At 35.8% G+C, this 14427-nt stretch carries 12 protein-coding genes; 6 read left to right on the top strand and 6 right to left on the bottom strand.

Going from position 1 to position 14427, the window contains the following annotated elements:
- Positions 1-250 precede the first annotated feature (250 nt).
- Entirely contained in the window at positions 251-2005 is a 1755-nt protein-coding gene (gene aspS / locus ACIQ6Z_RS04055; protein WP_396209652.1) for an aspartate--tRNA ligase, read from the top strand.
- Positions 2006-2106: 101 nt separating this feature from the next.
- A complete protein-coding gene (locus ACIQ6Z_RS04050; RefSeq protein WP_396137614.1) occupies positions 2107-2304 on the top strand; it encodes a cold-shock protein in 198 nt (65 codons plus the stop codon).
- Positions 2305-2372: 68 nt separating this feature from the next.
- On the opposite strand, the gene ACIQ6Z_RS04045 is transcribed toward ACIQ6Z_RS04050, so the two are convergent.
- The 6 genes from ACIQ6Z_RS04045 to ACIQ6Z_RS04020 all read right to left on the bottom strand — a co-directional run bounded on the left by ACIQ6Z_RS04045 (position 2373) and on the right by ACIQ6Z_RS04020 (position 10718).
- Complete coding sequence (locus ACIQ6Z_RS04045; protein WP_396209651.1) at positions 2373-4175, bottom strand: TonB-dependent receptor plug domain-containing protein; 1803 nt, start codon at positions 4173-4175, stop codon at positions 2373-2375.
- 88 nt (positions 4176-4263) lie between these two features.
- Entirely contained in the window at positions 4264-4545 is a 282-nt protein-coding gene (locus ACIQ6Z_RS04040; RefSeq protein WP_396209650.1) for a FoF1 ATP synthase subunit delta/epsilon, read from the bottom strand.
- A gap of 42 nt (positions 4546-4587) precedes the next feature.
- Positions 4588-6099 carry a F0F1 ATP synthase subunit beta gene (gene atpD / locus ACIQ6Z_RS04035; protein ID WP_396209649.1) on the bottom strand — a complete coding sequence of 504 codons (1512 nt, stop codon included), beginning with the start codon at positions 6097-6099 and terminating at the stop codon, positions 4588-4590.
- A 151-nt stretch (positions 6100-6250) separates the two neighbouring features.
- Positions 6251-8098: a glutamine--fructose-6-phosphate transaminase (isomerizing) gene (gene glmS, locus ACIQ6Z_RS04030; RefSeq protein ID WP_396209648.1), complete on the bottom strand. Its 1848-nt coding sequence runs from the start codon at positions 8096-8098 to the stop codon at positions 6251-6253.
- Positions 8099-8101: 3 nt separating this feature from the next.
- Complete coding sequence (locus ACIQ6Z_RS04025; protein ID WP_396209647.1) at positions 8102-9910, bottom strand: DUF4270 domain-containing protein; 1809 nt, start codon at positions 9908-9910, stop codon at positions 8102-8104.
- Between the two features lies 1 nt (position 9911).
- A complete protein-coding gene (locus ACIQ6Z_RS04020; protein WP_396209646.1) occupies positions 9912-10718 on the bottom strand; it encodes a glycogen/starch synthase in 807 nt (268 codons plus the stop codon).
- 107 nt (positions 10719-10825) lie between these two features.
- Here ACIQ6Z_RS04020 and panC point away from each other — a divergent pair, with 107 nt between their 5' ends.
- From panC to radA, 4 genes are read left to right on the top strand one after another with little or no spacing between them, the layout of a single operon-like run.
- The gene (panC, locus tag ACIQ6Z_RS04015) at positions 10826-11674 is read left to right on the top strand and encodes a pantoate--beta-alanine ligase (RefSeq protein ID WP_396209645.1); all 849 of its coding nucleotides are present in this window, start codon (positions 10826-10828) and stop codon (positions 11672-11674) included.
- Between the two features lie 13 nt (positions 11675-11687).
- Positions 11688-12038 carry an aspartate 1-decarboxylase gene (gene panD, locus ACIQ6Z_RS04010; RefSeq protein WP_396209644.1) on the top strand — a complete coding sequence of 117 codons (351 nt, stop codon included), beginning with the start codon at positions 11688-11690 and terminating at the stop codon, positions 12036-12038.
- 7 nt (positions 12039-12045) lie between these two features.
- Entirely contained in the window at positions 12046-13002 is a 957-nt protein-coding gene (locus ACIQ6Z_RS04005) for a YbhN family protein (protein ID WP_396209654.1), read from the top strand.
- A 47-nt stretch (positions 13003-13049) separates the two neighbouring features.
- A complete protein-coding gene (gene radA / locus ACIQ6Z_RS04000) occupies positions 13050-14411 on the top strand; it encodes a DNA repair protein RadA (protein WP_396209643.1) in 1362 nt (453 codons plus the stop codon).
- Positions 14412-14427 lie beyond the last annotated feature (16 nt).

Below are 14427 nucleotides of genomic sequence, written 5' to 3'. Positions count from 1 at the left end.
ATAAATGGTTAAAGTATCCGAGTTGCGATTTTCTATTTTTGCAGAAAAACTAACTTTTCCTGGTGTTTGAGCAAAGGAAATACTACTCAATAACAAGAATAAAACTGTGATTTTTTTCATAATTAAATGTGTAAGGTTTTGGTAAAAATAAGATAATAATTACGATTCTAGAAAAAATGAGAGAATATAATTTCTCCTTTTAAATTAAACTTTTCTTTTTTGTTCTTACTTTTGCATAAAATTTATTACAATGTACAGAAGTCATACTTGTGGCGCTCTAAATGCCTCACATATCAATACAGAAGTTACCCTTGCAGGATGGGTGCAAAAATCGAGAGATAAAGGATTTATGATTTGGGTCGACTTGCGAGATCGATATGGAATTACGCAATTAATTTTTGACGAACAAAGAACCGATAAAGCGGTATTTAGTCGCGCGAAATCATTGGGTAGAGAATTTGTAATCCAAGTCAAAGGAACTGTTATTGAGCGTGAATCTAAAAACGCAAATATGGCTACTGGTGAAATCGAAATATTAGTCACCGAATTAAACATATTAAACGAAGCGCAACTTCCTCCCTTTACCATTGAAGACGAAACCGATGGTGGTGAAGACATTCGCATGAAATATCGTTACTTAGACATCCGAAGAAATCCGGTTAAAAACAATTTATTGTTCCGTCATAAAGTATCGATGGAAGTAAGAAAATACCTTTCTGACCAAGGTTTTTGTGATGTTGAAACACCTTATTTAATCAAATCTACTCCAGAAGGAGCGCGTGATTTTGTGGTACCTAGTAGAATGAACGAAGGACAATTTTATGCCTTACCACAATCGCCACAAACGTTCAAACAATTATTAATGGTAGGCGGAATGGATAAATATTTCCAAATTGTAAAATGTTTCCGTGATGAAGATTTACGTGCCGACCGCCAACCCGAATTTACACAAATTGACTGCGAAATGGCATTCGTAGAACAAGAGGATATCCTTACTATGTTTGAAGGATTAACCCGCCATTTACTGAAAGAAATTAAAGGTGTTGAAGTGGCAAAATTTCCTAGAATTACCTACGATTATGCCATGAAAACCTACGGTAACGACAAACCCGATATTCGTTTTGAAATGAAATTTGGGGAATTGAATGCCGTGTCACAACATAAAGATTTTCCTGTATTTAATTCGGCCGAATTGGTTGTAGGAATCGCTGCCCCTGGGTGCGCTAATTATACTCGGAAAGAAATTGATGCTTTGATTGATTGGGTAAAACGCCCACAAATTGGCGCTTCAGGAATGGTCTATGTAAAATATGAAGAAGATGGTTCGTTTAAATCATCTGTGGATAAATTTTACGACCAAGAAGATTTAAAAAAATGGGCCGAAATTACCCAAGCAAAACCAGGCGATTTAATATTAGTATTGTCGGGTGGTGCCGATAAAACAAGAACGCAATTATCAGCACTTCGAATGGAAGTAGCTACGCGTTTAGGATTAAGAAAATCGGATGAATTTGCGCCGTTATGGGTGGTAGATTTTCCGTTATTGGAATGGGATGAAGAAAGCGGAAGATACCACGCAATGCACCATCCTTTTACTTCGCCAAAACCAGAAGACATGGCGTTAATTGAAACCGAACCTGGAAAAGTGCGTGCCAATGCCTATGACATGGTCCTAAACGGAAATGAAATTGGTGGTGGTTCTATTCGTATACACGATCGCGATTTACAAAGCCGAATGTTTGATTTGTTAGGTTTTAGTAAAGAACAAGCCCAAGCACAATTTGGATTTTTAATGAACGCCTTTGAATTTGGTGCTCCGCCTCATGGTGGACTAGCTTTTGGATTGGATCGATTGGTTTCCATTTTAGGAGGACAAGAGACGATTCGTGATTTCATTGCATTCCCTAAAAACAATTCGGGTAGAGATGTAATGATTGATGCGCCATCAACGATAGATGCCTCCCAATTAAATGAATTGCATATTCAACTCGATTTGAAATCTTGAAACTAACTGATTATCAATATTTTTGAAATATTTTTAACTTTTTCTTGTTCGTGTCGTAAATAAGTATATCTTTGACCATTATTAATTTTTTACAATACAAAATGAGAACAGGTAAAGTTAAGTTCTTCAATGAATCAAAAGGGTACGGTTTTATTACAGATGATGAAACTGGAAACGACATTTTCGTTCACGCTAGCGGAATGAAAGTTGAATCTTTAAACGAAGGTGACGCTGTAAGTTACGAAGAAGAAGAAGGAAGAAAAGGTAAAGTAGCTGCTCAAGTAGTAGTTATCGAATAATATATAATTATTTTTTGATTACCTAAAAAATTAAAGTCCCGATTCATCGGGACTTTTTTTATGCACAGTTATTTAAAATTGTATTTCATTCCAAATAAGACATTCCCTTTTGGCATGGGAACAAAGGTGTTTTCAAAATACTCCGTATTGAATATATTTTGAACTAACATATTAATTTCAATATTTTTACTTCTAAAAGTAGTATTCAAATCATAAACATTATAAGATATTCTAGAAGTTCTCTCTACATATCGATATGAAATATTTTGGCTAAATCCTTTAAATAATTGGATATTATAATTAAAAACCATTTGATGACGCATAGAATTAATACCATTTTTTGACGTTAAATTAGTATCGATATTATCATCAATATAAGTATAGCCTATATTAAGCTGATTTTTAATTTTCTTCCATGTGAAATTATACTTCAAAGAAGATTCAAAACCTTTTGTTTCAACATTAACATTAACAGGCCTCCAGAAATCAGCAGGAGTTGCTCTTCTGTAATCAATAAAATTTTCTGTATTTCTATTAAAAAATGCTGCGTTGAGATCAATTGAATTAGCATGATACTTTAATCCTAACTCTTGTGCAAAAGCTCTTTCTGCTTCTAAATTTGGATTTCCTAATGTTGATGGATCACTGTAATTTAAATCCGTATAAGTGGGTACTCTGTAAGTATATCCCACATTACTATATATACGTATCCTATCCGATAATTTCAAACCTAAATCAATACCTGGAAAAGCGCTGTTATCAAAATCTGAGAAATATGAAACCGCAACACCTGGTGTAATATCTACTACTTTATCAAACAATTCAAAACGATGTTCTAGGAATAACGTAGTAATTTCTCTTTCGGCATCTCCTAAGTTATTGCTTTGAATCATATATTTTGAAAATTCAAGACCAAAACCAGTGATACCTATTTTTGATTCGTAAGAACCATTAAATTCTCCCGCAATTTTATTTGTAATATGTAAATTTCTGTAAATCGACGGATTGGTTCTAATAAAAATATATTCATCTTGATTTCTTCTCCAATATACTCTTGGTTTAAAAGTAAAATTTCCTTTTTTAAATTCAGTAGAAAGTCCAATCAAACTTGCTTGCGTTACCTCATATGGCAAAGCAGCAGCACTTGTAACCCCATAAAAATTTTGAGCTCCAAATTCACGTTCAGAATAGGCAGAAATAAGATTTATTGGTAATTTTGATTTGTTAAGTTGGCTTCTTATTACAAAATTTGTATGATCAAAATCGGTGTTTTTTCTATAGCCATCAGAAGATTGCTTTGAAAAGTGAAACAAATGATTGCTGTCTTCCAAGTTAACAGCACCCGTAACTTCTGCTATGAATTGACCAAATGAACCTCCTTGAATCTTAGCAACAATAGAATTCTCTTTAGTGTCATTTGTTACAATATTAATCGCTCCAGTAAAAGCATTTTGTCCAAAAATACGAGCAGCAGGCCCTTTAATGATTTCTATTCTTTTAATGACTTCAATTGGCAAAGCTAAATTCATGGTATGATGACCTGTTTGAGGATCGTCAACTTTAAAACCATCAATTAGTAATAAGGTTTGGTCAAAACTTCCACCTCTAATGTATAAATCGGCTTGCATACCGTTGATACCTTGGCGTCTTACATCAATTCCTGCGACTTGTTGTAATGCATCAGCAATATTAGTAACGCCTAATTTTTTAATATCTTCTGCTGTAATGATTTGAATCGTTCTTGAATTTTCATTAAACGGTAAATCTATTCGAGTAGACGAAACAATAATATTACTTAAGGTGTCTAATTCTTGTGCATTAGATACTATAAATGAAAGGAAAAATACTGCTAGCAAAAAATATCTTTTCATAGGATATATTTTAGTTTAGAAATGTCTTTTTGATTTAAAAAAAAAGTCCTGCATAAGCAAGACTTTTATTTACTATATGCTTAGCTTTTTAATCGGCTAATACAATAATTTTATTTTCGTTCATTTCAATTGTTCCAGATGCAATAGGCAACCAATAGGTTTGCTCATTTACTTTATTGAATTTTGAAACAAATTCTTTTTCAATAGCCATATTTTGAGCATTAATTTTCACGTTCCCTTTGCCTAATAAAGAAACAACAGGTGCGTGATTGTTTAGCATTTGAAACTCACCGTTAATACCAGGAACCGATACCGAAGTAACTTCTCCTTTGAATAATGTAGCTTCTGGTGATACTATTTCTAAAATCATAATTTAGGTTTAAAATTTGAAGTTTATCAAGCTTCGCTTGATTTATGCTTCTGCTAACATTTTTTGACCGGCTTCAATAGCTTCTTCAATGGTTCCTTTAAGGTTAAATGCTGCTTCAGGTAAGTGATCTAACTCACCGTCAATAATCATATTAAATCCTTTAATAGTATCTTTGATATCAACCAATACTCCCGGAATACCCGTAAATTGTTCTGCTACGTGGAACGGTTGTGACAAGAAACGTTGTACGCGACGTGCACGAGAAACCGCTAATTTATCATCTTCAGATAACTCTTCCATACCTAAGATGGCGATGATATCTTGTAATTGTTTGTATTTTTGAAGAATCTCTTTTACTCTTTGAGCACAGTCATAATGTTCTGCACCTAAAATTTCTGGAGTTAAGATACGAGAAGTAGAATCCAATGGATCTACCGCTGGATAAATTCCTAACTCAGCAATTTTACGAGACAATACGGTTGTTGCATCTAAGTGAGCAAACGTAGTTGCTGGTGCTGGATCCGTTAAGTCATCCGCAGGTACGTATACCGCTTGAACTGAAGTAATAGATCCTTTTTTGGTAGACGTAATACGCTCTTGCATAGCTCCCATCTCAGTAGCTAATGTTGGTTGGTATCCTACCGCAGATGGCATACGACCTAATAAAGCCGATACTTCAGAACCTGCTTGTGTAAAACGGAAGATATTATCAACGAAGAACAATACATCTTTCCCTTGGTCAGAACCAGCTCCATCACGGAAATATTCTGCGATAGATAATCCTGAAAGTGCTACACGAGCACGAGCTCCAGGTGGCTCATTCATTTGTCCGAAAACGAAAGTAGCTTTTGACTCTCTCATTCCTGGCATATCAACTTTAGATAAATCCCATCCTCCATTTTCCATAGAGTGCATGAATTCATCACCATATTTTATAATTCCAGACTCTAGCATCTCACGAAGTAAGTCATTTCCTTCACGTGTTCTCTCTCCTACTCCTGCGAATACAGAAAGTCCACCGTGACCTTTTGCGATATTGTTGATCAACTCCTGAATTAATACTGTTTTACCTACTCCGGCACCGCCAAATAATCCAATTTTTCCTCCTTTTGCATAAGGTTCAATAAGGTCGATTACTTTAATACCTGTAAATAAAACTTCAGAAGAAGTAGATAAGTCTTCAAATTTAGGCGCTGTTCTATGAATTGGTAAACCGTTTGCGCCAGCTTTTGGTAAATCACCTAAACCATCAATTGCATCACCAATTACATTAAATAAACGACCAAAAACGTCTGCTCCAATTGGCATTTGAATTGGCGCACCAGTAGCAACTACTTCTACACCTCTTGCTAAACCATCTGTTGAGTCCATAGAAATGGTACGCACAGTGTTTTCACCAATGTGAGATTGAACTTCTAGTACTAATAAAGTACCGTCTTTTTTAGTGATTTCTAATGAATCGTAAATTTTAGGTAATTCAGCATTTGCGTCATTAAACACGACGTCAACAACTGGCCCGATAATTTGTGCAACTTTTCCTGTGATTCTAGACATTGCTTATGTATTTATTTAATAGCTAATTAATGTTGGAAATTGATGTATTTTTCCGAGTGCAAAGATAGTTTTTTTTGAAACAATTTTGCAATATATTTTTTGAATTTTTTACAAGAAAAAAGCGAAATTTTTCAATTTCGCTTTTAAAATGTTATTCCACCGTAACTGATTTTGCTAAATTTCGGGGTTGATCTACATTACATCCTCTTAAAACAGCAATATGGTACGACAGCAATTGAAGCGGTATCGTGGTCAACAACGGAGTAAAGGGCTCGTTGGTTTCCGGTATTTCAATAACGTGGTCGGCTAAGGCTTTGACTTGCGTGTCGCCTTTCGTCACTACGGCAATAATTTTACCGCTTCTCGATTTAATCTCTTGTATATTACTTACTACTTTATCATAATGTCCTTTGTTTGGTGCAATTACGATAACAGGCATATGTTCGTCGATTAGTGCAATCGGACCGTGTTTCATTTCAGCTGCTGGATAGCCTTCGGCATGAATATAGGAAATCTCTTTTAACTTCAAGGCCCCTTCTAAAGCAACCGGAAAATTATATCCTCTTCCTAAATACAAACAGTTCGAGGCATCTTTATATATTTCAGCAATTTGTTTGGCAACATCATTGGTCAACAAGGCTTCCTGAACTTTTTCTGGCATCAATTCTAATTCCAATAAATAGCGTTGGTAATCAGAATTAGACATGGTTCCTTTTGCTTTTGCCAACCGTAGGGCTAACAACGTAAGAATGGTAATTTGAGTCGTAAACGCTTTAGTAGACGCTACTCCAATTTCTGGCCCAGCATGGGTATAAGCACCCGCATGGGTTTCACGAGAAATAGATGAGCCTACTACATTACAAACACCAAAAACAAAAGCGCCATTTTCCTTGGCTAATTTAATTGCGGCTAATGTATCTGCCGTCTCCCCCGATTGTGAAATAGCAATAACTACGTCATCTTTGTTGATGATGGGGTTTCGGTATCTGAATTCGGAAGCGTATTCTACCTCAACAGGTATTCTTGAAAATTCTTCAATGATGTATTCAGCAACTAATCCTGCATGCCAAGAGGTGCCACAGGCAACAATCAAAATGCGTTTCGCATTTAAGAATTTTTCAATATTATCTTCCACACCTGACATTTGAATGATGCCTTTGTTTGCCAAAAGTCTTCCTCTGTAGGTATCTTTAATTACATTGGGTTGTTCATAGATTTCTTTCATCATGAAATGATCATACCCGCCTTTTTCAATTTGCTCTAAGTTCAATTGAAGCTCTTGAATGTAAGGATCTACTAATGAATCATCTTTGATTTTTCTAACTTTTAAGGGCTTGTGTAATCGCACAATGGCCATTTCTTCATCTTCTAGATAAATGGCATTTGACGTATATTCAATAAAAGGAGTCGCATCAGAAGCAATAAAAAACTCGTCTTCGCCAATTCCAATAGCTAAAGGACTTCCCAAACGGGCTACTATGATTTCATCGGGTTTTTCAACATCGATAACCGCTATAGCATAGGCTCCAATTACTTGATTTAAAGCTATTTGAACTGCTTTTCCTAATTTGCAATTTTCTTTTTTCTTAACTTCTTCAATTAAATTAACCAAAACTTCCGTGTCGGTATCCGATTTGAAAGTATAGCCTCGTTTGATTAATTCTTGCTTTAAGGGCTCATAATTTTCAATGATCCCGTTGTGTATGATGACTAATTTTCCGGAATTGGAAAAATGCGGATGCGAATTGACATCGTTTGGAACCCCGTGGGTAGCCCAACGTGTATGTCCCATTCCAATTTTTCCAAAAAGAGTTTGTTCTTTTCCGGATTTTGCTTCTAAGTCAGAAACTTTTCCTTTGGTTTTAGATAATTTTAAAGCATTGCCGTCATACAATACAATTCCGGCACTATCATAACCTCTATATTCTAATCGATGTAATCCTTTAATGATCACAGGATAAGCGTCTCTATGGCCTATATAGGCTACAATTCCACACATATATTATTCGTTAGGTTTGGTAAAATATATCTCTAATTTTAATTTTTTGGCCACGTTAGGATCACTTGCTGGAATTTTTGTTCCATACAATATGGTTCCTAAAGGGCTCATTACCGTTGAAACCGGAATGAATGGGACCTGACTCGTTCCAATTGTAATTGGATTGGTCGGATTGATAGCTGCATTCGCTGGCGAATTGATATCCTCAATTACGGCAACCCCTAAACGGACATTGTCATCATAATTGGTATTTTCGTTCTTAATCAATTGGCGGATGTATTCGGTCAGTCGCACTTTGTATTTAATTCCTTTTTTATTCCCATTAGCATCAGCAACCGTTTCTCTTTCAATTAAACCACCAAAAGCCCCTTTATTCTTTTTAGGGGTAGTCCCGTTGGAGTTATCGGCATTGTAATCAAGAATTGGTTTGTGATTGGTAGCGTCAAAAATATAAATACGCTCGGGCTCTACTTGCTTCGTATTTGAAAGTGTAGCTTGTTGATAAAGTGCCGATTGATCTATATAAAAAATAAGATTTGCCTCATTTACTAACCATCGGTTTAGTTTCATATTGATGCGCAATTCTTCTAATTCATCGGGGATACCATTTCCATTTGGTTCTGGAACCATAACATCATTGACTGCTTTTTTTACATCCGGTCCAAATACATCTAGGAAAGCAACCGAACCGTTTCCTCCTTTGAGGTATATACGTTCATCGCCATTTAACACGTCTGAACTGGCTAATTTAGCTTGATAATCTGCTGATTTTGTATGCTCAATAAAATTGATGCAATTCGCTCTTTTGGCAGTAGATGATTTATATCCCATTTGCAAATTCAACACCTTTCTTGTTCTAGTTGGATTGGGTGCTTCAGTAGTAGGAGCCACATTTGAGGCTTTGAAAATTATCTTGATTTCAGCCGATGAAAAATCCAACATGGCAAGCGCTCCTTGATCGGGAGTAATCGCCTCCACCTCAAACAACAATCCTCTAAAATGATTTTTAAATACATTGTTGTTAAACAAGGCCCCAGATGCTGCGGCATCTAATATTTTTTGCTGGAAAAAACTATTTTTCAAATCGAGCCAAATGCCGGGCAACTTGCGTTCTTTAATAATTCTTAATGCCGGATTGTTTTGATCTGCCAAAACTGCCCCAGAATCATTCAAATACTCCCCATTTCCATTTGTTTTGTAGATATAAATTTCTTTATTGTTGATCAAGAACTCTTCGTTTTGAGCGACATTAGAACTGTTGTTTAACAATTCAGTACCTTTGTAAGCATCAACTAAAAATTTCTCATTGGAGAAATACTTTTGCGCACTTTCAAAATCGGTATCCGGATCATAATCTCTTAAAAAATATTTATTTTCGTATACATGAAGTTTAAATTTAGCCGTTTCAGCATACCCATAAACGGAATCCAATTCATATATTTTTTCGCCGGTATCCGAGGTAGATTTAAGCGTACTGAAATAAGGAACATGCAAATAAACCGAATCAATTACAGGTTGAAAGCCTAAAGTAGGATTACCACTTGAAAGTTCTACTTGCGACACAAATTGTGCTTTAGTAGTTCCGAAATAAGGGTCTTTATAGATTCCTAAAGCATTGATGGGTAAATTATTGGTTTGAACAGGACCTGTTGCCTTTGAATAGGCTTTTAAATGTTGTACTTCATATTTTTCAAGGGTAAAATTATGATCATCTACTAAATCAGAACCCATTGAATTAAAATCTTTATCACAAGATACTAATCCAAATATCACTACAAATAATGCAATTCCTTTAATTAAACTATTCTTCATATTATAAAACTTGATTCTTAATGAATGAAGGATAGGTTTCCTTCATACTTTCTTTAGAGCTGAAAGGTAAAAAAGGTTTGTTCGAACTTTCTATAAATTTTGTTAAAGTTGGAGAAAGCACTTCAGAACCCGAAACTACTGCATCTGAATGCAAAACCGAAAGCTTCATTAGGTTTTCATAATTTGGTTTTTCAATCACCCCAACAGCATCTTTTTCTATGGCATCAAACAACACTTTATCCAATAATTTTGCATCCAATTCGCCTTCAAAACCATGTTCATATACCGAAGTAACAATTTTAGTTTCTGCAAAAATACCTTCGTCTTTGTAATAATGTTTCAGGTAAACCGGTAATAAAGCTGCCATCCAACCGTGCACATGAATAACATCGGGAACCCAATTTAATTTTTTAACCGTTTCAACTACTCCTTTGGCAAAGAAAATAGCGCGCTCGTCATTATCAGAATACAAAACGCCTTCTTCGTCTGAAAAAGTAGCTTTTCGCTTAAAATATTCATCATTATCAATAAAATAAACCTGTATTCTTTCTTTTGGAATTGAAGCCACTTTAATGATGAGAGGCATATCCATATCGTTTACTACTAAATTCATTCCGGATAAACGAATTACTTCATGCAATTGATGCCTTCTTTCGTTAATATTACCATATCTAGGCATAAAAATTCGTATTTGTCCTCCCAAATCATTAATCATTTTAGGCATTTCATACGATTGTAACGACACTTCGTTCTCCGCTAAATAAGGCACCACTTCAGATGATACATACAATATCCTCTTGTCTTCCATAATGTATTCTTGTTAATTATTGTTTTAAAAAACCTTGCAAAATTACAAAATTTTATGGATTTATCCACTAAAATAGTAAGTTTGCATCAGAATTAACCCGAATTAAAATGCTCATTTTTAATAAAAAGTCCGAATTAAGTGCTTTTTTAAGCCCATTCATCGATCAACACAAATCGATTGGATTTGTACCTACTATGGGTGCCCTGCATCAAGGACACTTGTCTTTGCTTGAAAAATCACTGGCTGAAAACGATATTACTGTAATGAGTATTTTTGTAAATCCTACCCAATTTAACAATGCAGAGGACCTAGACAAATACCCTCGAACCCTTGAAGAAGATATCAAAAAAATGAGCCAACTTAGCCATTCCATTATAGTATATGCTCCTGAAATTTCTGATATTTATGAAGGAAATACCGTTTCAGAATCTTTTGAATATGATGGCTTGGAACACCAAATGGAAGGAAGGCACCGCCCCGGCCATTTTGACGGAGTAGGGACCATCGTAAAACGCTTGTTTGAAGTTGTAAAACCTGCAACGGCCTATTTTGGAGAAAAAGACTTTCAACAACTACAAATTGTAAAGAAATTAGTCGACAAACATGCACTACCGGTAAATATAATAGGTTGTCCCATCTATCGTGAAAAAAGCGGCCTGGCCATGAGTTCAAGAAACGAACGTCTTTCTATGAATGCCCGAAAAAAAGCGGCGATCGTTTTCGAAATTTTGCAGCTGGCAAAAAAAACTTTTTCCGAAAAATCAATTTCAGATACAATTGCCTTCGTAAAAACCGAATTTGAAAAGCATCCCGAATTTGAATTAGAATATTTTGAAATTACAGATGAAGCCACGCTCTTATCGGCTGATAGTAAAGTTTCTAATCAAAAATATCGCGGATTTATTGCCGTTTTCATTGAGAAAATTCGATTAATTGATAATATTTCACTAAATTAATTACCTTTGCCTCATGCAAATTCAAGTAGTAAAATCGAAAATTCATAGAGTAACGGTTACCGGTGCCGATTTGAATTATATTGGAAGTATCACCATAGACGAGGCGCTAATGGAAGCTTCAAACATCATTGAAGGTGAAAAAGTACAAATCGTGAACATTAATAATGGCGAACGCCTTGAAACCTATGCCATCAAAGGGCCCAGAAATTCAGGTGAAATCACGTTAAACGGACCGGCTGCGCGAAAAGTGCACCGTGGCGATATTGTGATCATTATTTCCTATGGAATACTAGATTTTGAAGCCGCTAAAAATTTCAAACCTACCCTCGTTTTTCCAAACGAAAAGGACAATTCGTTGACCTAATTTGAAAGTGTTATTACGTAAATTTTTAAGCCTAATTGTTCCTTTAATCATTGGAATTGGCATCATTTATTATCAATTTACAACGCTTACACCAACCGAACTCAAGAATATTAAATTGAGCTTCTTAAAGGCCGATTATTTTTATATATACCTATCGCTATTGGTTTCTCTTGTGGGCTATTGGTCCAGAGCTTACCGTTGGAAATTTGCCCTACAACACTTGGGCTATCAAACAAAATTTCACAACGATTTCATGACGGTTTGCGTATCCTACTTGGTAAATTTAACGCTTCCGAGATCGGGGGAAATTACCAGAGCGGCCTTGCTAAAAAAATATGAAAAAGTGCCCTTCGACAAAGCCTTTGGCACTGTAGTTGCCGAACGAATGGTGGATGTACTGATTTTTTTACTGTTTATAACCCTTGGATTGGTGTCGCAATTTGATACGATGTATGCTTTTTTACTGGAAAAAAATCTAAAATTTGAAACCCTATTGTGGGTATCCTTATCGGGATTGATGCTTTTTGTTTTGTTTATTTTCGTTTGGATTTATGCCGAATGGAAAATCATAATTACACTAAAACAAAAATTATCAGGATTACTTGAAGGTATGCTGAGCATCGTAAAAATGAAAGACAAATGGTACTATCTTTTTCATTCGTTTTTAATTTGGTTCTCCTATCTAATCATGTTTTATATCACAATTTTTGCCTTACCAGAAACAGCCCACATTTCCTTTGATGTAGTACTCATGGGATTTATTTTTGGTACCTTGGCAGTAGGGTTTACAAACGGTGGTTTAGGGGCCTACCCTTTAGCTATTGCAATGATTTTTTCGCTGTATGGTATTTCAAATGAGATTGGCGTAGCTTTTGGCTGGTTAATTTGGACTTCACAAACGCTTTTAACGATATTTCTAGGACTGTTGTCTTATTTACTTTTACCCGTGGTCAATAAGAAATAAATTAGTAAATTGCTGCCTAAACAAAATTAGACGCTACAAAATATCCTATGAGCAAAGTAAAAACCGCTTTCTTCTGCCAAAATTGTGGCACCCAATATTCAAAATGGCAAGGACAATGTAACGCTTGTAAAGCATGGAATACCATCGTAGAAGAATTGGTGCAAAAAGAAGAAAAAGCAGCTTGGAAAACCACCTCATCTACTTCAAAATCGGCTACTAAGCCTTTACTCATCAAAGAAATTGACACGGCTCAAGAAATCCGAATGAACACCACAGATAACGAATTAAATCGGGTTTTGGGTGGCGGATTGGTTCCGGGTTCCTTAACATTGTTAGGTGGCGAACCAGGGATTGGAAAAAGCACATTACTCTTGCAAATTGCATTAAAATTACCCTATAAAACGCTTTATGTTTCGGGTGAAGAAAGCCAAAAGCAAATTAAAATGCGTGCTGAACGCATTACCTCAACAGGCGATACTTGCTACATTTTAACCGAAACCAAAACCCAAAATATCTTTCGTCAAATATTGGAAATTGAACCCGATATTGTCATTATCGATTCGATTCAAACCCTACATACTGATTATATTGAATCGTCTGCGGGAAGTATTTCTCAAATTAGAGAATGTACGGCGGAGTTGATTAAATATGCCAAAGAATCCAATGTTCCTGTTTTATTAATTGGACACATTACCAAAGACGGCACCATCGCCGGACCTAAAATTTTGGAACACATGGTCGATACCGTTTTACAATTTGAAGGCGATCGAAATCACGTGTATCGTATTTTACGATCGTTGAAAAACAGGTTTGGTTCTACAGCCGAATTAGGCATCTACGAAATGCAAGGTTCGGGTTTGCGCGAAGTGGACAATCCTTCTGAAATATTAATTTCGCACAAAGACGAACAACTTTCAGGAACAGCCATTGCTACCACTTTAGAAGGCATGCGGCCGTTGATGATCGAAATTCAAGCTTTGGTAAGCACGGCAGTTTATGGAACGCCGCAGCGCAGCACCACGGGATATAACGCCAAACGCTTGAACATGATTTTAGCTGTTTTAGAAAAACGCGCTGGTTTTAGATTAGGCACCAAAGACGTATTTTTAAATGTAACTGGAGGAATATCCGTAGAAGACACCGCCATTGATTTAGCTGTTGTGGCGGCTATTTTATCCTCAAACGAAGACATTGCCATTGCCGAAGGTTTTTGCTTTGCCGGCGAAGTCGGACTTTCAGGTGAAATTAGACCCGTTAACCGCATTGAGCAACGCATTCAAGAAGCGGAAAAATTAGGATTTACTACCATTTTCGTTTCCAAACACAACAAAATTTCGTTGAAAAACACCGGAATAAAAGTTGTTTTAGTAGCGAAGATTGAAGATGTGGTTAGTGAGTTGTTTGGGTAATTATTTTCACGCAATA

Source organism: Flavobacterium sp., assembly GCF_044376915.1.
Taxonomy (GTDB): Bacteria; Bacteroidota; Bacteroidia; order Flavobacteriales; family Flavobacteriaceae; genus Flavobacterium.
Note: the sequence above shows the minus strand (reverse complement) of the source record. Positions and strands in the feature narration are given on the sequence as shown.